Here is a 23,945-nt window from a genome sequence, read left to right as displayed (position 1 = left end):
CGCGTCAAAGGGTCGTGATCGTCACGTCGTCGAAGCGCACGTCGCTCATCGCCCACGAGAACAGGGCGACCGAACCCCACGCGTACGTCACCTCGCTCGACACCGCCAGCACGACCTGATCATTGACCTTGATCCGGTGCGTCGTCCCCTCGCGCTCGACCCGCACCGTCATCCATGCGTTCTGCGGCGGCACATAGCTCGTGTTGACCGCGAGCTCGGTGAAGACGCCGTTGTCCACCCGGACCAGGCGCGCGACGCTCAAGCTCGCGTCGAACATCACCCGGTAGTAGCTCGAGCCGGTGTCGTTGATGGCGTACATGAGGCCGAAGCCGTCGGGGTCGCCCGCGTAGATCTTCGCCGACAGCGCTCCCTGCCCGAAGGCCGTGTGGGGCGCGACGAGGTAGGTCCCGCGCATGTCGACAGCTCCGTCGGCCGCGGTCTGGGGGTAATCGAACGCGCTGCCCGTCTCGGTCGCCGCTCCGCCTACCCCCCTCCAGATCGGCGAGCTGTTGGTGATGCCCTCGTTGATCACGGTCCAGACGCTCCGCGCGACGCCTTGATCGAACGTCTCTTTGAAGGGGATGGTGCCCTGCTTGGCCACGTTGACCGAGCTCAGGTCCACGGTGACGACGGAGCCGGCCGCCTTCCCGCATGAGGTGGTCTTGATCTCCTCCCAGAGGACGTAATCGTGGGAGACCCAGGTGTGCCGCACCGACTGCAGGTTGACGTTCTCCACCGGGTAAAGCGACTGATCCTGGAGGCTCGCCGCGTAGATACCCTCGTATTCGTCCGTGAGCGTGCTCTTGGCGAGGTTGGGCAGGCCGTAGAGGCCGCCCCACGTGTCGTTGTGGAGGTCCTCCCATTTCTTGTAAGGATGCCCGCTCACCGAGGCCAGCTTGTATTGCCAGCCGAAGATCGAACCCGAGGAGAAATCGATCACGTCGAAGTCGTTCAAGGACTGAGAGGCCTGCTCGCTCACATCGAAGCTGAAGCTCGTGGACGGCCCCTCGACGCCCACGCCCGCGCCGACCGAGAACCCGTTCGAGGTGGTGAACGTCGAGGACTCGTTGGCCGAGTGGGGCCTGTGGGCGTAGGGCGAGAGGCCCCCCGACAGGGGACGAAGCGAGTGCTGGAGGGTCTCCTGGAAGTAGCCGCGGTTGTTTCCCGAGTTCCACTTGAGCCCGCCGGGGTTGTACTGGGTGCCATTGCCCGCGAAGACGACGTATTTGCCCTCCGGCGCGTTGGAGGCGAGGAGCGTCACCGTGAAGTTGCGGTCGATGACGGAGCGCTGGCCGTCGTCGCCGCACTCCCAGTTGATGGAGGGGGACGTCACGTTGTACGAGCGGTAGGTGCCCTCGGGCAGAGGCTCGGTCACGAGCTGGGCGAGCGCGTGGGTCTTGTGGTCCGCGAGCAGGCCCTTGATCTCGGCGAGGAGCTCGCCCCGGGCAGGTAACGCCGTCTGCGCGATCTCGGACCTCGAGGCGATCCGGGGCTTTGCGTCGATGGTGATGGGCTCGGCCTCGGGCGCCGCGTCGAACAGCGCGTCGAGCTCGGCCTCGCTCCTTTCGAGCCTCTTTCCGAGCTCGGCCCGCTCGTCCGCGGTCATCCGGGCGTACCTCGCCTTCGCGGAGGCCGGCAAGCGCACCGAGCTATGCTCCTCGGTCTCGTCGCCGGTGACGTCGCCAAAGACGCGCACGTCGAAGCGCTGGCCGCCTGGGCTGGGCGCCGCGTAGATGACTTGCGCGGACATCCCGATGCCCAGCGCCAGCGCGACCTTCTCGGCGTCGCGCGCGTTCTCGAGGATCACAGGCACCCCCGCGAGGCGCGCTGCCCGGAACAGGGACGCGTAGGAGCGGATGTCGTCGGCGCTCGCGGCCTCGGCGTCGATGAGCACGGCGGACGCCTCTGCCAGGCGGCTCGCGGGGCTCGGATCCGCGATGAGGTCCGCCCGGAACCTCGAAGGGGCGCCGTCCATGAGCTCCGCGAGCAGAGGGGCCTTTTCGCGTCGAATGGACGTGAGAGCGACGACAGGGCCCGTCGTGACAGCGGCTGGGTCGCTGGGCTCCTCGGCGCCCGGTTCGTGGTCAATGAAAGGATCCGCCTGGGTCTCTGGGGCAAGGCCCCCGCAGCCCGCGGCGGCCAGGACGGTGAGGGCCAGGGGAGAGAGGCGAGCCAGAAAGGTGAATTGTCGCATGGGGGTCCTCCCGGAACATTCGTTGCAGGGTGAGGTCGGACGCGCGGGTGGTGGGGGCGCCGATGCCCTTCGCTCCACGCGCTTCAAACCCTTTCCGTAAACGGAGAGGAAGACCCGACACGGGCTCGGTCGATTTCTGGATCGACCGAGCCCGCGCTCTCCGAGTCCCGCGGCGCGCTACGGAGGCTCGATCGCGATGGCATCCTGGGGGATGACCTCCCGGACGCCGGCGTCCTGGTGCCAGTTCTCCGGGATGTTCGGAGGCCAGACTCCGTTCGAGCACGCGCAGACGGTCGGCGACGAGGCGCCGTCCTCGCTCGGGTCGAACCCAGCGGCCTCCTCGATGCCCGGCTCCTCCTCGGGCGGGTCATGCGCGTGCTACGGGCAAGAGACCTCCGTCGGCAGCGGCTCACAGCCAGCGACCCCGCGGTGGTGGGAGCAGCACCCTCGGTGAGGCCCGTGGCAGCGGCAGGTGGGGCTCATTGTCCCGTCTCGACACAAGAGGCCCCGCAGCTACTCGAACTCGGCCCGCTCAGCGCGGAGGAGAGGCGCCTCCTTCGCCTTCATCAGGGTGAGCGCCTCGCGGAGGTCCAGCGCGGCTCGGTCCTTGGCTTCGATGGGGTCGAGGAGCTCTCTGGCACGGCAGTAGGCGTGCTTCGCCTCACCGCCGTCGCTCGTGAGGACCTCGGTCGCGAGGGCGGCGCGCTCCGCCGGCGGCCTGGTCGCTCGGGCGGGGGCTGCTGTCCGGCGGCGAGAGGTCGCCGAACGCCCCCGCGACGATGAACGCGAACATCGCGGACAGCAGGAGTACGACGCCAGCCTTCTGGATGAACGTGAGCCCGCCTCAGCCCGAGTCGTCAGCGGCCGCTTGGGCGCGCCGCACCCGCTGGCACGCATCGCAGTAGGTTTGACCCTCCGGCGCCCGCATGTCGCACCGCTCGCAGCGCGCCGGGTCGTCGTCCCCCACGCAACCAGGCTACCAGGATCCGGAAGCGACCGATTGCCGTTCTGGCGCTCGTTCCACCCCGTTGGTGCACGGACGCTACAGGCTGTACACCCACCAGACGCGCATCACGCCGTCCCAGGGGTCGAGCGTGGTGAGGACGCGATACCGCCCGACGCGCAATCTCATGACACCGGCATGGTCAGCGGGGACGCGGCGGACGTCGCCCTCGCCGGTCGTGGCGAAGCGCTGCACGGCCGCGTCGATGCGTTCACCGTCACGCCAGTGGATCCGCTGCAGCGAGATGATGCCCGACGGCATCCACTCGACCTCCCAGCTCATCGACGCAGGCGCGCGCGCATCAGCTCGTCGAACTCCGCCCCAGCGCCTTCGGCTTCTGCCCGCCGCCGGAGCTCAGTCGTGACCACCTCGTGCGGGATCCCCTGGCCGTCCGCCCCAGCCTCCATCGCCGCGCGCTCCTCCTCCGTCAGCGGCTCGTCATCGATCGGCGCGTGCAGAACGGCCTGCCACACCGGGTCGTTCTCGGGGATGACCGGCTGCCGAGCAGGCGCGGCGCTGTCTCGTCGGGGGCTCATGCCTGAGATGCTACTACGGGCCCCTCGTCAGATCGACGGCGCAGGATGTGGAAATTGTAGACCGCTGACGGCAATGCGTGGCGTCAGCGGAGCCGATCCCGCTCCCGACCCGGAGGGGGTCGGCTACCAATTCTCCATCGTCTACGCGACAAAAGCCTTTACGTGCGCTCCTGCTCATGCAGACTCGCCTCTGTCAGGCAACGGACCTCCTGATCCCGTGCATGCTGTTTCACTGCCACGTCCGTCTGTTCGCGGGTGGGGGGCAGCGAGGCCCTCATCGCCTCCACGCCTAGGCCGAGCCACCGCCCGGCTCGCTGCGCCAGGCGGCCACAGCCTTTCCGTGTTGTCGGTTCCCCCCGCCAGCAGGCATCACATCTCGGACGGCAGTTCGCGCGCGGCCTCCGCTCATCGCCGCCCAGGACGACCAGCCCCGCGCCCGGCGCAGGTCGCCAGCAGCTTCCGAGCCTCCCGCGCCGAAGTCGCAGTCGGGGCGCCGCCGGGGTACTACCGGGCCGCCGCGGCGGCCGAGGCGGGGCGGGTGGTCGACGGGGGCGGGCGGCCGACGCGGGGCTGTCGGCCCTGCCGGGGGCGACGGACGCGGGCCCCTGGGACGCGACCAGCGTGGCGAGCGTCAGCGGGGCTGCTCGGCCGGGGCGCTGTCCGGATCGGGGCGCGGCGCGCTCGGCCGGGAGGACGGTAGCGGCGAGGGGTCCACCGCCGAGTTCACGCGCCCGCGCCGGGCGGTGTCAACGTCCGCCTTGCCCGCGCACGAGGCGCGCAGGGCGCGGGCCGATCACGGCGGCTGTCACTGCTGCTCGCGAAAGAACTCGATGCTTTGCCTCATCGCCTCCGGGACGGAGGTGAAATGATCCCCTGCGACCGGCACCACCTTGACGTCGAGCCCGCTGCGCTGCGCCAGCAGGGCGAGCCGCTGGCTCGCGGGGCCGAAGAAGCGCTCTCCGCCGGACAGCCCGTGGTACAGCCGCACCGGGCACCGAAAGCTCGTCGCATACGCGACCGCATTGGCCGCACTCGTGGTTGAGCGCGACCGGCCCTGCTGGTCCCACGGCAGCCGGTCCTCCCCAAAGCTCGGGGCGCTGATCGAGCGCGACTTTGCCTGGTGCTGGGCGGTAAACACGTACGGCAGGAGATACTAGGCAAGACCCGTCCGAGAACCGCTCTAATAGCCGAGCTCGAGATTGTTGTTCATCGCGAACTGCCCCTGGAAGAGGTCCGTGATCTCGACGATCTGGTTTGCCGGAATACCCCGGCCCGAGCTGGAGAAATAACACACCGCGACGCAGGTCATCGCGCCGTAGGCGAGGGCAACCTCCTCGTCGGGCCCCAGCGCCACCGTAGCGCCTTCATTGGTATTGAGCAATTTGGTGCGCCCAGCGGTGCGATGGAGATACGGGAACGCGATGCCGGCAGGCGGCACGATGCTCGCCGCATGGAAGACGCTGCTGAACGTGACAGGCTTCTGGCCGATGTTCCTGGCAGCAGCGATGATTGGCATGGTGTTCTCCTTCGAATGTGCCTTCATGTCGAGATTCCGGCGCGCAGCCCGTTCCAATTCGAAGCCGCATGCTCGCCATCGGCGCCCGTCGTCTGGATCGGCCCAGACGCCACACCCCAAGCATGCTCCAGCGGCGAAGCTCTGTAAATGGCTGGAACCGACCGGAGGGTCTCGTTGCTCGACCGCGAGGGACCGCGGATTTGTACCGCGACCGTCAGAGAGCGGTGAATTGCACAAGCCTTACACGTCGGTGCGGGCGCGGAGGTTGCAGCGGACGGAACCGGGGACGGCGCGTTCCATATCGGCTGTGGCGCCGTCGCCGGAAGGGATGGATTTATGGCCACCAAAACAGAGCGCAGGGAAGCGGGGCAGGGAAGGCCGGCGCTGGTCTCTTTGACGAGCCCGGCAGTGGTCCTCCAGGGTTACGACAGCGTCAACGGCGACGCCCGGCAGACCGCCCTCAAAGGCGAGACCGCCTCCACCGGCGCCAACGTTATTATGTACCATCGGATCTGCACGGACCTCGAGAGCCTGAGCCAGGCGCTGCAGATCAACCAGTCGCTCTCGGTCGGCATGGCGTCCGTGGGCAGCGTCGACGAGAAAATGGAGTTCATCCACAACCTCACGGTCACGACCTACAGCGTCTCGATCGTGGTCTACGTCAGCAAGATCATCAGCACCGAGACGGTCACCAATGCCTGGATCAAGGACGATGTTGTACCACCCACGGACGACGCGGCGCTCAACGAGTTCTTCCAAATCTACGGCGATTCCTACGTGTCCGCGCTGACCCGCGGCGGCGAGTATTACGCCGTGTATACGTTCCACTCGCAAACCCAGGACGAGCAGACGAACGTCAAGGCGACGATCAATGCCCATGGAGTCGTGGGCGGGACGAACATCAGCACCGACCTGCAGATCCAGCTCGACGAGATCCGCAAGAGTACCCAGGTGTACGTGGAGGTGCAGCAAGGGGTGCGGGGTGTCGCCAATCTGGAGCTCCCGAAGGATGAGGAGATCGTCGAATTCGCCCGGACCTTTCCGACGCGAGACCTCACCGCGCCGGTCATCACCAGCTTCCAGTCCGCCGGCTACGAGACCATCAAGGGGATCGGCACCCACTTCTCCAAGGTAAAGAACAACCGCCTCAAGTTCGTGGGCACCAAGGTGAAGCCTGGTCTCTCGGCCAAGCTGGCGTACGTCCTGATGCTGAAGAATCAGATCGATCTGCTCCACCAGATCTATGATTTCTACGGCGGACACTCGGACACCGCCCTCGATCAGGTGGCAAACGAGGTCGATGCGGATCTGGACGCCATCAACAATACGATGAATGATTATTCGAATGATCCCACCGCGGAGCTCGAGCATCCCGACCTCAAGTCGCTGAGCCACAAGAAGATACCGATGCTCAACTACAGCACCTTCTACACGCCCTATTACGGGAGCCCCGATCCGGGAGTAGGCTTCCCCTTCGATGACGTCGACAACATCGGCAGCTACCTCCAGCTGCGGACGCATATCACGTCGATCCAGTTCTGGGCCACCGATCAGGTCTTCAAGTTTGTCACCAGGTACGCGGACACGAGCAAGGAGTCTGAAAAAGTTCACGGCGGCGATTTCGGCACCCCGAGCAACGTGCTCTCGCTCCAGACCGGGCAGTACGTCCAGCAGATCACCGGGACGTCCGCCGTGAACAGCACCGGTAACGTCAGTATCACGTCCCTTGGGATCACGGCCACCAACAGCGACGGCAGCAATCCCAGCACCGTGCAAGGCGGCATCCCCGCGGGGGTCACCTTCGCCTCCTTGAGGCCGGCCGATACCTTCGTCCTGGGATTCCGTGGCAGGAACCGCAACGAGCTCCACGCCCTCGGGCTCGTCTGCGCAAAGTTCTTGGATGCAACCTGGCAAAAGGCGCCCTGGAAAATCTAGACCTCCTCGACGGGCCAGTAGCCTCTTCCATCCGAAGTTCGTGCATGACCTACAAGACTTCGGCGCGCGTCCCAGAGCGTGACGCCTCAGAAGTGCAAGACCGAGCCATGCCTTTGAACACTGACGCCTGGGATCACCTGACCGCTGTTCGACGCACCGATGAGCGGCGCCATGAAGATGGAGGGGCTTTCGCGAGATTTGCGGCTCGTCGACCTCATGGTGCCAGAGCTCGATGCGGTCCCGCGGGACGCCGAGGAGCAGGAGCACCAGCGCCATGCTGTCCTTGCCGCCCGAGAGTCGCGCGGCGTACTACCCAGCGGGTCGTAGCGATCCTGAGCAAGCACCGTCGCTCGCTCGACGGGCTCGGTCACGAAACAGAGAGCGCTGCCGAGCGCGACCCGGCGCTTGCCTCGTGCGTCGGCCCAGCAGCGCGCACGCCTGCGCTGCGCGTCGGCTGCCATCCTGGGCGCGGGCGGGCTATCCCGGAAGGTGGGGCTCACGCAGCGGAGTTGACGTCACGACGTTCACACCGCGACGACCCCGCCGTCCACGAACAGCTCGGCGCCCGCGACGTAGCTGCTGTCGTCCGACGCCAGGTAGAGCACGGCCTTGGCGACCTCCTCCGCGCCCCCGAACCGCCCGAGCGGCACGGACTGACTGAGGGCCGAGATCTGCGCCTCTGCAGCCTCTGTGTGGCCGCCGACGAAGCGGCGCATGCCCGGCGTGTCGATGGCCCCCGCCGAGACCACGTTCACGCGGATGCCGGAGCCTTTCAGGTCGGTCGTCCAGGTCCGCGCGAACGAGCGCACGGCGGCCTTGGTGGCGTTGTAGACCGACTGATTCGGGAAGCCTTTGCTCCCGCTCATCGAGCCGTTGAGGACGACGACCCCTCCGCTCTTCATGAGAGGCAGGGCCTTCTGCACCGTGAAGAGCAGCCCTTTGACGTTCGCGCCGAAAATGCGGTCGAAGTGGTCTTCGTCGATCGCGCCCATCGTCGCGACCCCGGAGATGCCGGCGTTGGCGAACACGACGTCGAGTTTGCCCTGCTCTCGCCGGATCCGCGCGAAGAGCCGGTCGAGGTCGGCCAGGTTGGCGACGTCGCCCTGGACGCCGACGGCGCCGCCTCCGATCTCCTCGACCGCTTCGTCGAGCCTCTCTTGCCTCCGACCCGTGACGTAGACGGTGGCTCCCTCCGCGACGAAGAGCTTCGCCGTCGCGAGCCCGATGCCGTCGCTCCCGCCCGTCACCACCGCGACCTTCCCGTTCAATTTCGCCATTGGACGCTCGCTCCTTGTGGATGCGCACCCCCGATATTCACACTGTGAACATAGGCGCCAGAGTTCACAGTGTCAACATCGCGTCGCACGAGCGCGCGAACGGCGCGGTTCGGGCCGGTCGTCAGGACGCGAGGGTCACGGGCGCCGTCGCCGAGGCCCCTTCGCGCCGGCCTGGCTCGCGCCGAGCCCTCGAAGCGCGAAGTCCAAGAGGCCCTCGAGCACCTCCGCGCGCGAAGCGACCGTGGCGAAGGCGCCGTCGAGCACCAGCGAAGCGAAGCCGTGGACCACGGTCCAGGCGCGGATCTCGCCGTCGATGCGGCTCTCGGGCGGGATCACCCCGCCGCTCACCAGACGGTCGAGCGCCTCACCGAGGATCCGATCCGCCGTGGGATGGTCCGCGGCGTCCGCACGTGGCTCGCGCCTCATCTGACACAGGCCGCTCGGCCCGTGCATGAGACGAAAGAGCTCCGGTTCCTCCGTCGCGAAGGCGACGTACGCGCGACCGATCGCCTTGAAACACTCGATCGCGACCTCCGCGTCGTCTCGTCTCTCGAAGGCTCGCTCGGCGTCGGCCATCTTGCGTCGCATCCTCCGCGCGAGCTTGTCCGCTTCCGCGCTCGCGACCGCCGTGAGCAGCGCGGACTTGCTGTCGAAGTGCCGGTAGGTCGCGTTCGCCGAGACCCCGAGCGTCCGGGCGGCGTCGCGGAGGCTGAAGCCCTCCGCGCCGGAGGTGCGCACGAGCTCGGTCGCGGTCTCCACCAGCGCATTGCGCAGATCTCCGTGGTGATAGGCGGCCTTGGCGTCCGTCATCCAACGGAGGGTGACACCGTGAACCTCGGGCGTAAAGCGCCCCGTGGCTCGCGAGCGTGCCGCTCAAGCAGCGCCGCGCCCGCAAGCACTGACTTCCCCGCGTGGTCTTCACCGGGTAAGTTCACCGGCGCGAGTCGCGCTTTTCACCGGCGCTCGGCGCGTCTTCATCGGCATCGCCGTGCGTTCTTCACCAGTGAACTTCACCAAAAAACTGACGGGCGGCACCAGAATACCGCTCACCTTGTGGACTCGAGAGAAGACAACAGGGAGACGAGGAGGCGGGGAGGAAGAGAAAGAAAACATCTCCTCGTCTCCGTGCCTCCCTGTGAAATTTCTGCTCCTTCTCGGGTTTTCAGCCTGTTCGGCGCGCTAGGGTCTGTGCGGCGATTCGCGGCTGCATACGAGATGAATACGTCAATCGGGACGTCCGCAGGAACCACGAGGATAGCGTAACGGGAAGGAGCCAGGCGGACGAGCGGAGCGGGCTTTCATCAAAGCCTTTCGTTGTCATCCAGATGCTGGCAAGTCTGTACATCGAAGAGGGCTGGCCCCGAGGTGCAAGGCTTGTCCTCCGGCATCCGTCCTGTACGAGGACCGGCTGCATCCGCACCGGTCGAATGGCATGGATCGCTGGAGACGCCATTGCGTCGTCCCAGACCGAACGCTTCAACGAGGCGCCCGTCCCCGCCGGCCCTGGCCGGCCAGCGCGACCAATTTGCCGAGGGGGGAAGGAGAATTCAATCCTGTTCGTGGTAGGTTCACGCATTGCGCGCCTGCCCGAACGACGATGCAGCTCCGCTCGCATCCTTCGGCGGAGCCGTCCTCGAGCGCCGCGTGGACACGCAGGTGAACATTCTCGTTGATGGGGGCCCGATGATACGGATGAGGCTTCTTGGATTGTTGATGGCCGGCCTCTCGCTCTCGCTCGTGGCATGCGGCGATGGCGAAGGGAGCAATGGGGGCAAGGCCGGCGGCGAGACCGGCGGCGGAAGCGACAGCGGCGACGGGACCGACACCGGCGGCGGAAGCGACAGCGGCGGCGGGACCGGCACCGGCGGCGGGACCGGCACCGGCGGCGGGACCGGCACCGGCGGCGGAAGCGACAGCGGCGGCGGGACCGACACCGGCGGCGGAACCGATACCGGCGGCGGAAGCGACACCGGAGACGGAAGCGACACAGGCAGCGGAAGCGACACTGGCAGCGGAAGCGACACTGGCAGCGGAACCGACACAGGCAGCGGAAGCGACACTGGCAGCGGAAGCGACACTGGCAGCGGAACCGACACCGGCGGCGGGGATCCTCTCGACGGCGAGCAGCTCGGCGAGCTGACGGCCGCAGAGGCCCAGCAGGTGTGCGACGCCGTCACCGGGTCACTCGATCTCTCGAAGGAGGACCTGTGCGACCTCACCGGGGTGCTCGCCAGCGTCGTGGATGGAACGGACTGCGAGACCGCCAGGGCGGATTGCATCCGAGCTCCGGAGGCGCCCGAGCCGACCGGCTCGTGCGACACGGCCGGCTTCGCGGGGTGCACCGCCACGGTCGCGGAGCTCAAGGCCTGCATGATCGCCACGGGCGACGCCTTCGAGGCGATCACGTGTGCGTCGTCCATCGACGAATTCTCGCCGCAACCCGCGGCGTGCGCGGCCGTCAACGTGAAATGCCCAGGGCTCCTCGCAGGCGCCTGAGCAGGAGCGCGGGGGCGAGGTCGACATGCGCCCCCTCGCGCGCGAGCTCGGCTACCGCCAGAAGCACGTGATCGGCCTGTTCCGCGAGCACGTCGGCGTCCCCCCAAGCTCCTCGCACGCCTCGTGCGCTTCGACCGGCCGGTGCGGCACCTCAAGACGGGCGCCACGGGGACGTGGGCGGTGCTCGCCCAGCGGTTCGGCTACTGCGACCAGGCGCACCTCGCGCGGGACGTGGCGCGTAGGTAAAAGAAGCCGGAGCCTGTCTCCTATTTCTTCCCCACGCGCCTCTTCATCGCCGCGAGCTCCGCGTCGATCTCGGCGTCCACGTCCCTCGACGGGAGCTCCCGGGCGGAGCTCGGGGACGGCTCCCCGGGAGGGGCGGCCGGCGCGGGCTTCTCACGGTCGAGGCCGACCGCTCGCGCGACGCGCTCCGTGAGCGAGGCCTTCGGCTCCTCCGGGAGCGGCGGGACGTCGGCCGGGTCGAACGCCGTCAGGCACTGGCCGCACTGGACGACGTCCTCGGCGCTGTCCCATAGCGAGACGGCGACGAACAGGCTCACGTTGAACGTCTTCTTCGCCCGGTAGAAGACCCCGGCGGTCCCGCACTGCGGACACCCGCCCCGGAACTTCTCCCCCGATCGCTCCACCCGCTCGCGGGTGCCGAAGATGAGCGGGAGCTTCATGGATCGCTCCGTATCACGGTGCGCCCCGAGCGTCACGCGACGGATCTACCGCGCCCTGTGCATGGACGGGCAGAGCGTGGAAGAGGCCCAGCGTCGCAGTCGACACGGGTGCCGTTCGCGCGATGCGCGTCGATCGAGTCATTGGATGTTCCCTCGTTGCCTTGAAGGACCTATGCACGTAGGTAAACGGTACAAGGTCTCTCGTGAGTTGGCATAGCCCATCATCGAATTAGTTGTTGCGGCGCGCGGCCGAGCTGTAGGACAATCGTTCCGTGAATACGCTCGGCTCACGTCTCCACGGGTTCGCGCTGTTCTCCCTGATGCTCGCCGTCTCTGCCGGGTGCGGCAGCTCGTCCGACGACGCCGACGCCCCGGCGAGCGGCCAGGGCGACGACGAGCCGCCCCGGATGGTCGGGATGACGGCGGCCCACAACGCGGCGCGCGCCGCGGTCGACCCGCCCGCCGATCAGCCGCTGCCCCCGCTCTCGTGGTCGTCCGAGCTCGCCGCGGTGGCTCAGGCCCATGCCGATAAGTGTGTGTTCCGCCACAGCGCGAACGGCTACGGAGAGAACCTCTTCGCGACGTCGAGCGGCGCCTCACCCGCCCCCGAGGATGTCGTCGGCTCGTGGATCAACGAGGCGGTGAGCTACGACCTCGCGAGCAACGCCTGCAGCGCCGCCACGTGCGGCCATTACACCCAGGTGGTCTGGGCCGACTCCCTGCGGCTCGGCTGCGGGATCGCCAGCTGTGCGGACGGCTCACCGTTCGAAGGGGGCAGCGCCTGGCAGTTCTGGGTGTGCACGTACGATCCTCCCGGCAACTTCGTCGGCGAGCGCCCCTACTGAGCCGAGCGCGCAGCGCGCCCTGAGCCTTGCTAATGAAGAGTCGCGGCATCTTCTTCGCGCCGATCGCGACAGGCGCGAACCGCGCCATGGGTGAGCTCCGGGTCACGGGGAACGGGCCCAAGGAGATTCCGGGTGATCAACGGAAATTCATGGAGCTCCAGAGTCGACAGATAGAAGAGGCAGTGACGGCGGCGGGCGCCGAGGGCATGGTCATCACGCCCTTCGGCGGAGGCAACGTGGCCTCTCTCGACAAGGGCGCAGGAAGACGCCGCGGCGGCACAGGAATCAAAGTATTGTTGCGCAGGACAGGCGCGAGGGTGCGCAGGAGGACGCCGCCAGCGGCGCAGGACCCGTGCGACTGTCACAAAGGACACCGAAGTAGCTGCGCAGGAGGGACGTCGGGGCTGCCCAGGAGGGCGCCACGGCCGTTGATGGGGCGTTTGCGTATCGACGGTTATCCGATCGCTGGTTGATCACTCGAAGTGCGCCCCCTTGACCTGGCGTGCGCCGCCGCGTAACCATCGCCTTCGGTGGCTCCAGAGTGGAGCGTGGGTTCTCTAGGAGAAGATGGTCATGCAAATGTATTACTTGATCCCGCTCGTGTTCATGGCGGCCGCTTTCGCGTACTCGATGCACGTCCGCAAGAAGGCCATGGCCGAGGCCGCCAACATGACCCCGGAGGAGATCGAGCAAAAATTCAGCGACTTCTACGCCCAGTATTACGAGCTCCAGCCCGACGAGCGCATCATCGGCAACTGGAGCGGAGTCGAGTACCAGGCGCCCGCCGGCACGGCCCGCCGCATCGCTGGCGGAGTCCTCAACGCCGCATCTGCCGCCATGATCGGCGTCTCCACCTACGTTCCCAACGTTCACGTCGGCCTTACCAACCGCGGCCGCGTCCTCGTCTCTCGCGAGTACAGCGACTTCGGCAAACGCGGCAACTACAAGCACCTCGCCGCCCTCGATCAGGGCACGCGCGCCTTCAACCAAGACGCGGCGTATCCCGGCCAAGACATCGGCCCCCGCCCCGGCAACCCCTTCAACCCTCTCGTGAGCCTCGAGTTCATCCAGCTCCGTTCGCCGAGCGGCGACACATACGAAGCGTGGCTGTCCCCGCAGGGCAGCCGCCACGGCCAGCACGGATTCAGCTCGATCTTGCAGTCGCTCGGTTGAGCGCAGCGAGCGGGGCGACGCTGACAAAACCACTCATCCCTGCCAGTTTGCAGCCTCATGGGGCCACCTGATGGCGTTTTTTGCAGGGTCATGGGGCCACCCCAAACGCAGCAGGATGGGGCGACCCGCGCGGGGGCGTGACCCAGTTTTTTACAAGGTCATGGGGCCAGCTTCCGAGGATTTTGCAGCCTCATGGGCCCATCTCGGGCGTTTCGTACCTATCTGGCGTGCGGGGACTTCTCACGGGGATTCTGCCGTTTCATCGCGACGCGTGTGGTCACGATCTCTTCGTCGTGGAAGTACATGGGCCTGATGCCGTGTTTCCAACCGCGGCGTCGGTCAAGCGAGAGGCCGTCCGGCGGAACCTACCGCTCGGCCGCGGCTACGACGTTGGCCGGGGCTTGTCGAGCAAGGGATGGCGGAAGCCTGCCGAGGCGTTACCTTCCCCGATCCCTCTCAGCCGATCCGGCCGCATGGACGCGGCTCCTCGGCCTTGAGGGTACGGAGGGAACCATGTCCGGAGGCAAGGGTGGCGGCGGCGGTGGTGGCAAGGGTGGCGGCGGCGGTGGCGGCCACGGAGGAGGTGGCGGTGGTCGTGGTGGTGGCGGCGGTGGTGGTGGTGGTGGCGGCGGGAAGGGCGGGGGAGGCGGGGGCGGCGGGAAGGGAGGCGGGGGCGGCGGCAACTGGCCGAGCACGACCGGCAACCCGTCCGGCCCCGGTCGAGGGAACGCCCCGCCGTCGAAGTAGAACCTGAGCCGCTCCTACGCGGCGATCCGGAACTGTCTTCGGCTGATTCCGGCGGACTGGCCGGAAGGTGGCGAGCAGGCTGTCGATGTGGCCGAGCGCTGGGCGGCGCAGATCCGCGGGGGGATCTTCGCGACCATCCTGGGCGACGCGAGATAGCCGCACCACACGAGGGCTGCGGCGAAGGTGGCCGTATCCGGGATCGCCGCCAGCGCCGCCTCGGTAGGCGGCGGGCGCGGGTCCTGGTCTTCCGGCTCAGGGGGCATGGCGAGTCCCTCTATCACTTCGGTCTACAGGGCTGAATTCAGTGGGCCAGCTGGCTTCCGATCGCGGGTTTTAGGATAGCCCTCACAGGCGAGCGAGCCGTCCGTCTTCGAGCAGCACCCAGGGGGCCACAGGTGAGTAAGCCTCGGTCCCCGCTACGGGAAGGCGCGGCGCGTCCGCGAGCTGATCAATTCCCCTGTCTCGGAGCTGCGCGCCACGTTCGGTGAGGCGGTACACCCACGACTTCATCGCAACGTCAGGCCTCACGTCGGGTGCGCGTTCTACGAACTCGTTCGAAGCGTGCCTCGCCCATTGGGCCAGACGATCTTCCAGGAACAGGTCGCCTGTACAGGAGAGGAGCTCCCGCAGCTCCAATCCAGACTGCGACTTGTGGCAGAGCACGGACACGTCGGTTTGGTACTCACCTACCGAGAGGATGGTCAGGATGAGTTCATCGAGTTGGCTGAGGTGCAGGGTACCTTCCGTAGTCTTCCTAGGAAAGAAAGACGACAGAAGTCCCCATAAGGGAGCAAGTTCCGGAAATCCTTCGACACCAGCCATGCAGCTTTCGACGAAGGGCAAAGGATCCTCATCAGCGTAGCCTTCCCAGAGGCGAACGGCACGATCGTAGCGCTCCACTGGCCACGGGCACGACTTGGCGAGACGATCCAGAAGAACGTTGTCGAGATGGTCGGCGACCGACGCGGAGCAGGTGAACCGCGGCACGCTCGGTGGCTCGCGGAACCTATTCATTGTGCCGTAGACACGCTCGAACTCGACGATGAGGACGTCACTGCACGCGATCCCGATGTGCCGCAGCCAGCTACAGACCCTCCATAGGTTCACTCGTTCATGGAGGCTCACTGATACCCACAAGACGACGGGCAGCTCCCAGCGAACATCCTGCGAATAGAGCTGATCCCACTTGTGGCCCGATTCGTCTGCACCCGAGCGCATCTCAGACAAAGAGCACCAGGCCTCACGCGTCCGGACATGTTCCAGGGCATCGAGGCGGCTCGGCCCGACAACAAGGCAATCTGACGAACGCACGACGTTGGCCGCGCCGAGTTGCACAAGGCGGTCTGCTGTTGGCGGGTCAAAGGCAACATGCGTCGCATCGAGAAGGGCAGGCAGGTTCGTCGTGTTCATTCGAATCCACAGCTGTAGCATTCACTGTACTTGTACGGGCGCTTATCCTGACAATCCTCGCGACAGTAATCACAAAGGCTCCGATGGCCGATCGGACGCGTGCACGGCCGCCCCATGTTCCTGCACTTTTCGTACATCTCGGTACATTCGTGAACTGGCGTGCAGCCTGCCATTAACGCGGACGAGTCGCTGCCCACGTCTTCGTTTCCGCCTTCGTCTTCTTCGCCGTTACTTGGAAAATCTCCCGCCCCTGCGGATTCTGTCGGGTATCCAGCACCCGCGCTTCCCGGCTCCACTGTGTCGCAAGTGTAGGACAAGTCGCATGCCGACACGAGCATCGCTGCGAGCCCGCCACACAACACGAGCGCGCTCGCCTTCATCACCGACCCATGTTCCATACATTTCCCCGTTTCGGATGCGCGCATCGATCCCCTACCGGAAAGTCGGCGTCAATCGGTGATCTGCAATCCTGCCCCGCGGTTATGCGCCCGGGGAATGGGCTCGGCGGGTTGCGTCGAGCGTCGGCACCGTCGCCATCCGTCCAGTGGGCAAGTACGTCCTGCGCGGATCTTATGACGCCTCTAACCGGACCTTACGGGCGTCGCCCTGGGCTCGTCTGCCTCCGCAGATCGTCTGCGGACCGCGTCGTCCTTCCGAGAAGATCCCGACTAGTCAGGAAACCGGAACGTCTCGGCGGCGATGCCCTCCTCCCCGGTGACCTCGTTGCCGGACCAGATATCCCAGCTCACGCCGCCCTTGCCTGGCAGTCCGAGCTCATAGGAGACGCCCTCCAGCGTGAGCTGATCCTCGTCGAGGTAGGCGATGCCGATCGAGTCGCCGCCACGCCCGGGGCCGCCGTAGCCGCCGTAGCCCCCATCGCCCCCGTTGGCGCCGTGACAGGACCACATGCCGCCCCCCAAGGCGCCTCCCGGAGCGCCTCGGCCGCCTAGACCGCCTCGCTCGGGGGGCCCGCCGTCGCCGCCCTCTCCGCCCCAGGATGTCACGATCTCGCTATCGCGCAGGGTCAGCTTGGCGTGAAGGGCGACGATGCCGATCGAGGGCCAGGCGTTCTCGCCCCCTTGGCCGCCTCGACCGCCACAGCCGCCGGCGCCGCCGGAGCCGCCGCCGGCGCCTCCCTTCGACGCCGCACCGCACGCGGAGAGCCCTCCCCGACGGCCGCCACCCCCGCCGCCGCCCTGGCCCGGCATACCCCTGCTCCCGTCCTCGGCTTTGTCTCCCTCCCATCCTGTCTCGGTGATGCGCCCCCTGCCCTTGCCGGCTGCACCGATGAAACCGTGCGCGCCGTGGAGCGCCACCTGTCCATGTTCGCACCCGGTGCTCGGCACGTCCCCGTCTCCCCCCCGCCCGTACGTCGGGCTGGACGCATCGAACGGCAGCCCGTCCTCGCCGTCGCCAGCGCCGTCGGGAAGCCCGTCCCCTCCCTTCCCACCGACGCTCGGGATCCCTCCATCGCACGCGTTCACCGCCGCAGGGGCGCCAGGGACGACGGCCGCCGAGCAGGCGTCGCCCCCATACTGCCCATCGGGCCCCTGCGCTGCCTCGTTCGGATAGGGCCATTTCTCGCCGTTGTGGCCCGACCAGCCCCAGGCCGCGCTGGTCCGGCCCCGGATGAGCTCCACGGCCGTGCCGGACTGGACGAGCATCCCGATCGGGCCGTTCGAAAAGAACCGCATGTCGACGATCGTCGATACCCCGTCCGCGGCGCCGGTGTCTCCGGGGCTCGCGGGCACGACGGTCAGGACAGGCTCGAACGTATCGACGATCTGGAGTGTCGGGCGCCCGCCAGCCTCACGCGCAAAGCCCAAGCAGTGGTATCCGCCGATGAGATCGACGCCGGACGGCAGCGCGAGGGGGCCGAAGAACCCATCGTTGCACGCGAAGACGCGCCCTCGTCCGGTGCGCGCGAGCTCGACGCCGCGCTGCAGCGTACGCACCGGCTTGTCCTTCGTGCCGGGGTTCGCGTCGTCCCCGTTCCCGAACATCCCCGCGACGAACACCCCGCAGCCATCCTCCAGCACGTTGGCGGCGAGGCGCTCGAGACAGACCGACTCCGGCGGCGCGTCGCCTGGACACCACGACGCGCCGTCGCACGACGCTCCGCCAGCGTCGCTCGGGCCTGGTGCGGTGCCGCAGCCGACCGCAACGAGCAGCACCGCGGGGAACAGGGTGATCGCTCCTGTGATTCGCATGGTTCTCCCTCGGGGTGACGCGGCGTGCTCCCTGCCTTTCAGCGAGGTGGTTCTGGCTCGGGTGCCTCGAACTGAACGTAGGGCAACGAGTGGCCCAACAGGTTGGAGCCCGGCGGCCTGCCTGCCTGCCTCGACGAGAAACGTGGGCTTCCAGGGGTCTGAGCCGACGTACGCGTCAGCGCATCACTCCACGCCCTGCGTGGCGCGCTCTTCAAGTAGCTGGACGCGCTGGTGATCTGTGTCGTCGTCCACCACCACCCAAGGAGCCAGCGGATCGTACGCTGTGACACCCCACACCGGCAGCGGTGGTCCTTGGGCGATGTCTGCAAGACCGTGTCGCTTTATTTTATCGCCGACCGCCGTCAACCTATAGCGAGCCTCTAGCATAGGTGGTCTGTCCGTTCTATAGGGCACACTCTCCAGCGCAGCCTCAGCCCCCCGGTGCTCGGCCCACTGGCGCAGCCGCATGGCAAAAAAGCAGTCGCTGATGCGTATCATCCAATGCTTAAGCAGCTCTGCGCCAGCCGATGAGCCGTGCGTTAACACGTCCACGGGCGTCAACCAGTCCTTGCCGAGACATGAGAACAATAGCTCGTCAATCCGAGATAGGATGAGTGTACTACCATCCACCCGAGGAAAGAATGCCGCTTGGTGGGTGCCCAGTTCTACAAGATCCTTCCGTGCTGGATCTGCGTACCCACCCTCGGTAGACAGGACCGGAGATCGACCGGATACCTTTCGCCAGGAGCGCGCCATATGCTGGACGCGCGTCCGAGATAGAGCGCGTGCGTCGTCTAGACCGCGGCGCGCGTCAGCCGGCTTCACATGGACGAATCCACGGCTAAACCCATCCTCTGGCGCATCTCCCAGGACGACGATGTCGAGATCCGGGTGCTCGGGCCGGTAGCGGAGCCTCCACGCGCAAAGCGCCCACAGCATCAGCCTATCACTCCACAACCCGGACGTCCACACGACGACTCTATGTCGCGATTTCAACGCGTTGATAACATCATGAAACCGCGAACGAAATTGCGCCCTTTCCCGCCCTCGAACGCGCCAGTAATCGCACCGCTGCTCACAATGGACTTCTGGATCGGACGCACACGGACCCTCCAGCACGTTATCGCGAATAGAACGTACAGGAAGGCGAAGCCCGCGCCGGCCCGCTCTCCGAATGTCCTCATTTGTAGTGATGTGAACAGTCATTGGAGCCTCAGAATAAACACTTTTTGCATTCCGGCGATGGAGGATCCCCGGACTCACACCGTTTAAAGCAGCTCCGACACTTCGAACCTTCGCTTCCAGACCCTGGTCTTGCACAAGACCACGGGCCGCGGTTCATGCAATCCTGATACTTCTCGTTACAGCTTTTATTGCTTGTTCGCTCGCAGCCTTCTCGACAGCTCTTATATCTAGCGTATGCGCTATCTCGACACTCTGCCCGCTGCGCTTCGTTCTCGATTTTCCCACACTGAATATTGTCAGACTCGGAGTCCGCCTCGCATTTTTCCTCGCATGGTGTCTGGCTCGCGATGTTGCAGACTGGAGGAGAAGGCGGATCCATGTCCTGCGTCTCCAGCGGTACGGGCCCGAAGCCGCCGGCCCCTGTCTGGCCGAACCCGTAGCCGCCGACCCCTGTCGCGGTAATGATGACGCCGCCGGCGCCGCTTTCTCCCTCACTCCGGAGGTAGCAATCCCCGACATCGAAGTTGCACCCCGCTAGAACGAAACATAGACCAACCAACAGGTTGTTCATTTCGACTCTCCCCCGAATCTCCAGATAGGCGCAGCAGTTACCATCACGACCACGCTGCCAGGAAGAAGACGACTGCTCCCACCAGCCCAGTCCACGTTGAGGCTCGTGGATGCCCCCAGACGCCCAGCGAAGTACCAGTCGGACTGTGCGCGCCCGCCTGGAGCAAGCCCCATCACGCGGTCACAGATGACGGCACCGCATACCGGCATCGAGTAGAGCGACAGGGATGGACCAAGGCTGACGTTGCCCGTCTCCGTGGCATATCCAACCGTAACCGCCGTTCGATCGTAGACTCCTACGCGTGCCCCCGGAATGATGCTGAGCATGTTGTGGACTTCGATCCGAAAGCCCCTTTCTTTTCGCCAGAGCCAGCCGGTGAAGGGGCTCACGGCCAGCTTGGGTTCGGTCCCGACCTGGATCCCGCCCACGCTCACGCCACCGCTGAACTCGAGTGCCTGCGCCGACGCCGGAACAAGGATGAGTGCACATGCGCAGAGCAGGCAGACGTTGCCGTGTAAGCGCAACGACATGGTGGAGGTCCCCCGGCCGAGCCCCGACACGCGCCACGCGGGGATGCGACCAGTTTTTCTGGGTGAGATTCGGGTGTCAAGGAAAGTTGAGATCCGGCTAGTCGATGTAAGGGCCGTTCGACCCTCCCGGGCACATCTGGTGCGCAGGCGGCTACGCCGCGGGAGTGTTCGTCAACCAAACGGTCGACGAGCGCCCAAGGGCCAGGCGCACCTCGCTCGGCGAGGTGGCCGCTCGCGCTACTCGAGCGGCAGCGTAGACACGGTCAGGGGCGCCGGGGAGGTTCGGGCGGCGGCACCTTCGGCGAAGCGCCCCACAGCAGCGTGGGCGCACCGCGGAGGTGGCCGAGGGGGGAGCTCGGGTAGCTCGACTCAGCGAGGCGGCTCGTGTGGCGCGTACGGAGCGCACTCCAAACCAGGAGGTGTTCGTCCGATGCGCTCTGATCCTGCTCACTCAGGGAACCGAAACGTCTCTGCGGCGATGCCCTCCTCCCCCGTGACCTCGCTGTCGGCCCAGATATCCCAGCTCACGCCGCCCTTGCCCGGCGGTCCCAGCTCGTAGGTGACGCCCTCCAGCGTGAGCTGGTCCTCGTCGAGGTAGGCGATGCCGATCGAGTCGCCGCCGCGCCCGGGGCCGCCGTAGCCGCCGGGACCCCCGTCGCCCCCGTTGGCACCCTGACAGGACCACAGGCCGCCCCCCAAGGCGCCTCCCGGAGCGCCGCGACCGCCTCGGCCGCCTTCCTCGGGGGGCCCGCCGTCGCCGCCCTGCCCGGCCTCGGATGTCTCGATCTCGCTATCGCGCACGGTCAGCTTGGCATGAAGCGCGATGATGCCGATCGACGGATAGCCGTTCTCGCCACCTCGGCCACCTCGACCGCCGCAGCCGCCGGCGCCGCCGGAGCCGCCGCCGGCTCCTCCCTTCGACCCCGCACCGCACACGGCGAGCCCTCCCCGATGGCCGCCACCCCCGCCGCCGCCCTGGCCTGGCATGCCCCTGCCCCCGTCGCCGGCTTTGTCGGATTCCCACCCTGCCTCGGTGATTCGCCCCATGCCCTTGCCGGCGGCGCCGATGACACCTTGCGCGCCGCTGAGCCCGGCAGATCCCTCTTCGCAATCGACGCCTGTCACTTCCCCGTCTCCCCCCCGCCCGAAGCGCGGCGACTCGGACGCCGGGAGCGGCTGCCCGTCCTCGCCGTCGCCAGCGCCGTCGGGAAGCCCGTCCCCTCCCTTCCCGCCGACGCTCGGGATCCCTCCGTCGCACGGGTTCACCGCCGCAGCGCCGCCAGGGACGACGGCGGCCGAGCACGCATCGCCCCCGTACTGCCCATCGGGCCCCTCCGCTGCCCGATTCGGATAGGGCCATTTCTCGGCATCGCGGCCCCCCCATGCGGAAGAGGCGCGAACTTGGCTCCGGATGAGCTCCACGGCCGTGCCGGACTGGACGAGCATCGTGATGGATCCCTGCGAAGCGAACCGCATGTCGACGATCGTGGATATCCCGTCCGCCGCTCCCGTGTCGTCGGGGCTCGCGGGCACGACGGTCAGGATGGGCTCGAAAGTGTCGACGATCTGAAGTGTCGGGCGCCCGCCGGGCTCATGCTCAAAGCTCAAGCAGTGGTATCCGCCGACGAGATCGACGCCGGACGGCAGCGCGAGGGCGCCGTAGAACCCGTCGTTGCACGCGAAGACGCGCCCTCGTCCGGTGCGCGCGAGCTCGACGCCGCGCTGCAGCGTGCGCACCGGCTTGTCCCTCGTTGTGCCGGGGTTCGCGTCGTCCCCGTTGCCGAACATGCCCGCGACGAACACCCCGCAGCCATCCTCCAGCACGTTGGCGGCGAGGCGCTCGAGACAGACCGACTCCGGCGGCGCGTCGCCTGGACACCACGACGCGCCGTCGCACGCCGCTCCGCCAGCGTCGCTCGGGCCTGGCGCGGTGCCGCAGCCGGCCGCAACGAGCAGCACCGCGGGGAACAGGGTGATCGTTCCTGTGATTCGCATGGTTCTCCCTCGGTGATGCGGCGTGCTCCCTGCCCTTCAGCGGGGCGGTTCAGGGTCCGGCGCACCAAACTGAACGTAGGGCAACGAGTGGCCCAGCTCTCCCTTGCCCACAGGGTCATCGGGCGCCGCATTGCCTCCGGAACCGCCAGCGCCAGCGCTTCCAGGCTGGAGATGGGCGCCCAGGCCGATGCCCACGAAGGCGCCGAAGGATGCGACGCCGTAGGAGGGCCCCCCGAGGCCGCCGCCGGCATCTCCGCCGCGACCGCCGTTGCCTCCACGGCCGCCACGACATGCCTCCCACATCCCCATCACGAAGGTCGTGCCCCCGTGCCCGCCCCATCGCCCGACGCCGCCCGGCTGGCCCGTTCCGCCGACGCCGCCGTTGCCGCCGTTGCCCGCGGTCACGGTGGTCGCCTCGAGCGTTACCGAGCTCCCCTGCAGCGCGACGACGCCGATGCTCGCCCCGCCATAGCCGCCGCCGTGACCGCCCCGGCCCCCGCAGCCGCCGCTCCCGCCCGAGCCACCGGCCGCGCCGCCCTCAGGCAAGCCCGCCCGACACGCGAGCTGCTCGCCTCGCCCCTTGCTGCCGCCCCCGCCACCCCCCCCATGGCCGACGCCGCCCCGCTCCCCGTCCTGACCGCGAATGCCGACCCAGCCGTCCTCGGTGAGGTAACCCATGCCGACCGCGCCGTCAGCGCGACCGGCGTTGGCGCCGTCGGGGCCATCGTCCCCGTCTTTACATCGGAGGGCACCCGCGCCGGTGCCTCCGAGACCCGTCTTCTCCTCGTCCTGGTTCGCCGCCGGCCGCGGCTCCCCCGGCGCGCCATCGCCCCCCGCGTCGAGCCCGCCGTCGCCCCCGTAGCCTCCGGTGGACTCGGCGCCGTCGTCGCACGCCGTCACGACCGGAAGGGCACCCGTCGGGGAGTCCTCCGTGCAGGCGAGCGCGCCGTCGTTCCCCGGCACGCCGTCCGCTGCCCGCTCGCTGTCCGCGTCCTCCCCCGGCTCCCCGTCCTTGCCGTCGCCCGCGACGATCGCGCTCGATCGCACGATCGCCGCGGCCCCCGCGCTCAAGATCATGGCGATCGACGACCTGCCGTCGCTCGCGGAGGCGTCCGCCGCCACGACGCGCACGCCGAAGATCACCGACGTCGCGCCCTCGTCCCCCACGACCCGCAGCGGGATCCCCGAAGGCGGGGCGATGATCGTCGGGTGGTTGGCGCCATCGAACGACCACGCGCCGTCATCGCAGCTACGGCCGCCCCAGAGGTGGATCCCCGAGACGAGCGTGACCTCTTCCTCGAACGTCTCGCCGCACGCATAGACGTGGCGCAAGCCCCGCGCTTGCGCCTCCACGATCGCGGCTTGCAGCGAGCCGAGCGGCTCGAGCCGCGTGCCCGAGCGCGCGCCCTCCGCTGGAGCGCTGGCGCTGACGAACACCCCGCACTCGTCCATCACGGGCCCCATGCCCGGCTCGTTCACCTCGCACGGCGACGGCGGGGGGGCGAGGCACATCCGCTCCTCACCGCAGTCCTCTGCGTACGTGCAGCCGGAGAGCCCTCCCGCGCCGCTCGTCGAGAAGGCGGCGACGGCGCACAGCCGCCGCACGTGTCGTCCCTGGAGAAAGTGCATGTCCCTGGCT

Annotated in this window: 18 protein-coding genes; 6 read left to right on the top strand and 12 right to left on the bottom strand. The window is 67.5% G+C overall.

Features of this window, described 5'->3' with window-relative positions:
* Nucleotides 1–4: 4 nt before the first annotated feature.
* The 5 genes from WMF14_RS34550 to WMF14_RS34530 form a co-directional block, all read right to left on the bottom strand.
* Nucleotides 5–1,975, bottom strand: a complete 1,971-nt coding sequence (locus tag WMF14_RS34550) for a hypothetical protein (protein ID WP_437793135.1) — start codon at nucleotides 1,973–1,975, stop codon at nucleotides 5–7.
* 1,261 nt (nucleotides 1,976–3,236) lie between these two features.
* Entirely contained in the window at nucleotides 3,237–3,479 is a 243-nt protein-coding gene (locus tag WMF14_RS34545; protein ID WP_437793134.1) for a type II toxin-antitoxin system RelE family toxin, read from the bottom strand.
* Nucleotides 3,476–3,733, bottom strand: coding sequence for a hypothetical protein (locus WMF14_RS34540; protein ID WP_437793132.1), 258 nt, complete (start codon nucleotides 3,731–3,733; stop codon nucleotides 3,476–3,478). Before WMF14_RS34540 ends, WMF14_RS34545 begins: the two co-directional genes overlap by 4 nt.
* A gap of 805 nt (nucleotides 3,734–4,538) precedes the next feature.
* Nucleotides 4,539–4,721, bottom strand: coding sequence for a hypothetical protein (locus tag WMF14_RS34535; protein WP_272095297.1), 183 nt, complete (start codon nucleotides 4,719–4,721; stop codon nucleotides 4,539–4,541).
* Nucleotides 4,722–4,913: 192 nt separating this feature from the next.
* Nucleotides 4,914–5,249: a hypothetical protein gene (locus WMF14_RS34530; RefSeq protein WP_437793131.1), complete on the bottom strand. Its 336-nt coding sequence runs from the start codon at nucleotides 5,247–5,249 to the stop codon at nucleotides 4,914–4,916.
* A 336-nt stretch (nucleotides 5,250–5,585) separates the two neighbouring features.
* On the opposite strand from WMF14_RS34530, the gene WMF14_RS34525 reads away from it, so the two are divergent.
* Nucleotides 5,586–7,184 (top strand): jacalin-like lectin, encoded by a 1,599-nt coding sequence (locus WMF14_RS34525; RefSeq protein ID WP_437793130.1) that lies wholly within the window; start codon nucleotides 5,586–5,588, stop codon nucleotides 7,182–7,184.
* Between the two features lie 524 nt (nucleotides 7,185–7,708).
* Here WMF14_RS34525 and WMF14_RS34520 read toward each other — a convergent pair.
* Together WMF14_RS34520 and WMF14_RS34515 are read right to left on the bottom strand one after the other, a co-directional pair.
* Entirely contained in the window at nucleotides 7,709–8,461 is a 753-nt protein-coding gene (locus WMF14_RS34520) for an SDR family NAD(P)-dependent oxidoreductase (protein ID WP_437793128.1), read from the bottom strand.
* Nucleotides 8,462–8,596: 135 nt separating this feature from the next.
* Complete coding sequence (locus WMF14_RS34515) at nucleotides 8,597–9,271, bottom strand: TetR/AcrR family transcriptional regulator (protein WP_437793126.1); 675 nt, start codon at nucleotides 9,269–9,271, stop codon at nucleotides 8,597–8,599.
* Nucleotides 9,272–10,174: 903 nt separating this feature from the next.
* Here WMF14_RS34515 and WMF14_RS34510 point away from each other — a divergent pair.
* Nucleotides 10,175–10,957 (top strand): hypothetical protein, encoded by a 783-nt coding sequence (locus WMF14_RS34510; RefSeq protein WP_437793125.1) that lies wholly within the window; start codon nucleotides 10,175–10,177, stop codon nucleotides 10,955–10,957.
* A gap of 123 nt (nucleotides 10,958–11,080) precedes the next feature.
* Nucleotides 11,081–11,203 carry a hypothetical protein gene (locus WMF14_RS34505; protein ID WP_437793123.1) on the top strand — a complete coding sequence of 41 codons (123 nt, stop codon included), beginning with the start codon at nucleotides 11,081–11,083 and terminating at the stop codon, nucleotides 11,201–11,203.
* Nucleotides 11,204–11,223: 20 nt separating this feature from the next.
* Here WMF14_RS34505 and WMF14_RS34500 read toward each other — a convergent pair whose 3' ends face one another.
* Complete coding sequence (locus tag WMF14_RS34500) at nucleotides 11,224–11,640, bottom strand: hypothetical protein (protein WP_437793122.1); 417 nt, start codon at nucleotides 11,638–11,640, stop codon at nucleotides 11,224–11,226.
* Nucleotides 11,641–11,912: 272 nt separating this feature from the next.
* On the opposite strand from WMF14_RS34500, the gene WMF14_RS34495 reads away from it, so the two are divergent.
* From WMF14_RS34495 to WMF14_RS34485, 3 genes are all read left to right on the top strand, one after another.
* On the top strand, nucleotides 11,913–12,485 hold the full coding sequence (locus tag WMF14_RS34495) for a CAP domain-containing protein (protein ID WP_437793120.1): 573 nt from the start codon (nucleotides 11,913–11,915) through the stop codon (nucleotides 12,483–12,485).
* A 573-nt stretch (nucleotides 12,486–13,058) separates the two neighbouring features.
* On the top strand, nucleotides 13,059–13,658 hold the full coding sequence (locus tag WMF14_RS34490; RefSeq protein WP_437793119.1) for a hypothetical protein: 600 nt from the start codon (nucleotides 13,059–13,061) through the stop codon (nucleotides 13,656–13,658).
* A 513-nt stretch (nucleotides 13,659–14,171) separates the two neighbouring features.
* On the top strand, nucleotides 14,172–14,405 hold the full coding sequence (locus WMF14_RS34485) for a hypothetical protein (protein WP_437793118.1): 234 nt from the start codon (nucleotides 14,172–14,174) through the stop codon (nucleotides 14,403–14,405).
* A 345-nt stretch (nucleotides 14,406–14,750) separates the two neighbouring features.
* Here the strand turns inward: WMF14_RS34485 and WMF14_RS34480 are convergent, their stop codons facing one another.
* The 4 genes from WMF14_RS34480 to WMF14_RS34465 all read right to left on the bottom strand — a co-directional run bounded on the left by WMF14_RS34480 (nucleotide 14,751) and on the right by WMF14_RS34465 (nucleotide 23,935).
* Nucleotides 14,751–15,815, bottom strand: a complete 1,065-nt coding sequence (locus WMF14_RS34480; RefSeq protein ID WP_437793117.1) for a DUF1835 domain-containing protein — start codon at nucleotides 15,813–15,815, stop codon at nucleotides 14,751–14,753.
* 668 nt (nucleotides 15,816–16,483) lie between these two features.
* The gene (locus WMF14_RS34475) at nucleotides 16,484–18,025 is read right to left on the bottom strand and encodes a hypothetical protein (protein ID WP_437793115.1); all 1,542 of its coding nucleotides are present in this window, start codon (nucleotides 18,023–18,025) and stop codon (nucleotides 16,484–16,486) included.
* A gap of 2,733 nt (nucleotides 18,026–20,758) precedes the next feature.
* Entirely contained in the window at nucleotides 20,759–22,306 is a 1,548-nt protein-coding gene (locus tag WMF14_RS34470) for a hypothetical protein (RefSeq protein WP_437793113.1), read from the bottom strand.
* 36 nt (nucleotides 22,307–22,342) lie between these two features.
* The gene (locus WMF14_RS34465) at nucleotides 22,343–23,935 is read right to left on the bottom strand and encodes a hypothetical protein (protein WP_437793112.1); all 1,593 of its coding nucleotides are present in this window, start codon (nucleotides 23,933–23,935) and stop codon (nucleotides 22,343–22,345) included.
* Nucleotides 23,936–23,945: the final 10 nt, after the last annotated feature.

It is taken from the genome of Sorangium sp. So ce693 (assembly GCF_051521375.1).
Lineage (GTDB): Bacteria > Myxococcota_A > Polyangia > Polyangiales > Polyangiaceae > Sorangium > Sorangium atrum.
Note: the sequence above shows the minus strand (reverse complement) of the source record. Positions and strands in the feature narration are given on the sequence as shown.

Bases quoted from the DNA above. Each gene is read 5' to 3' on its own strand.
- WMF14_RS34550 (WP_437793135.1), bottom strand. From the start codon at position 1,975: ATGGACGGCGCCCCTTCGAGGTTCCGGGCGGACCTCATCGCGGATCCG.
- WMF14_RS34545 (WP_437793134.1), bottom strand. From the start codon at position 3,479: ATGAGCTGGGAGGTCGAGTGGATGCCGTCGGGCATCATCTCGCTGCAG.
- WMF14_RS34540 (WP_437793132.1), bottom strand. From the start codon at position 3,733: ATGAGCCCCCGACGAGACAGCGCCGCGCCTGCTCGGCAGCCGGTCATC.
- WMF14_RS34530 (WP_437793131.1), bottom strand. From the start codon at position 5,249: ATGCCAATCATCGCTGCTGCCAGGAACATCGGCCAGAAGCCTGTCACG.
- WMF14_RS34525 (WP_437793130.1), top strand. From the start codon at position 5,586: ATGGCCACCAAAACAGAGCGCAGGGAAGCGGGGCAGGGAAGGCCGGCG.
- WMF14_RS34520 (WP_437793128.1), bottom strand. From the start codon at position 8,461: ATGGCGAAATTGAACGGGAAGGTCGCGGTGGTGACGGGCGGGAGCGAC.
- WMF14_RS34515 (WP_437793126.1), bottom strand. From the start codon at position 9,271: ATGACGGACGCCAAGGCCGCCTATCACCACGGAGATCTGCGCAATGCG.
- WMF14_RS34510 (WP_437793125.1), top strand. From the start codon at position 10,175: ATGGCCGGCCTCTCGCTCTCGCTCGTGGCATGCGGCGATGGCGAAGGG.
- WMF14_RS34500 (WP_437793122.1), bottom strand. From the start codon at position 11,640: ATGAAGCTCCCGCTCATCTTCGGCACCCGCGAGCGGGTGGAGCGATCG.
- WMF14_RS34490 (WP_437793119.1), top strand. From the start codon at position 13,059: ATGCAAATGTATTACTTGATCCCGCTCGTGTTCATGGCGGCCGCTTTC.
- WMF14_RS34485 (WP_437793118.1), top strand. From the start codon at position 14,172: ATGTCCGGAGGCAAGGGTGGCGGCGGCGGTGGTGGCAAGGGTGGCGGC.
- WMF14_RS34480 (WP_437793117.1), bottom strand. From the start codon at position 15,815: ATGAACACGACGAACCTGCCTGCCCTTCTCGATGCGACGCATGTTGCC.
- WMF14_RS34475 (WP_437793115.1), bottom strand. From the start codon at position 18,025: ATGCGAATCACAGGAGCGATCACCCTGTTCCCCGCGGTGCTGCTCGTT.
- WMF14_RS34470 (WP_437793113.1), bottom strand. From the start codon at position 22,306: ATGCGAATCACAGGAACGATCACCCTGTTCCCCGCGGTGCTGCTCGTT.
- WMF14_RS34465 (WP_437793112.1), bottom strand. From the start codon at position 23,935: ATGCACTTTCTCCAGGGACGACACGTGCGGCGGCTGTGCGCCGTCGCC.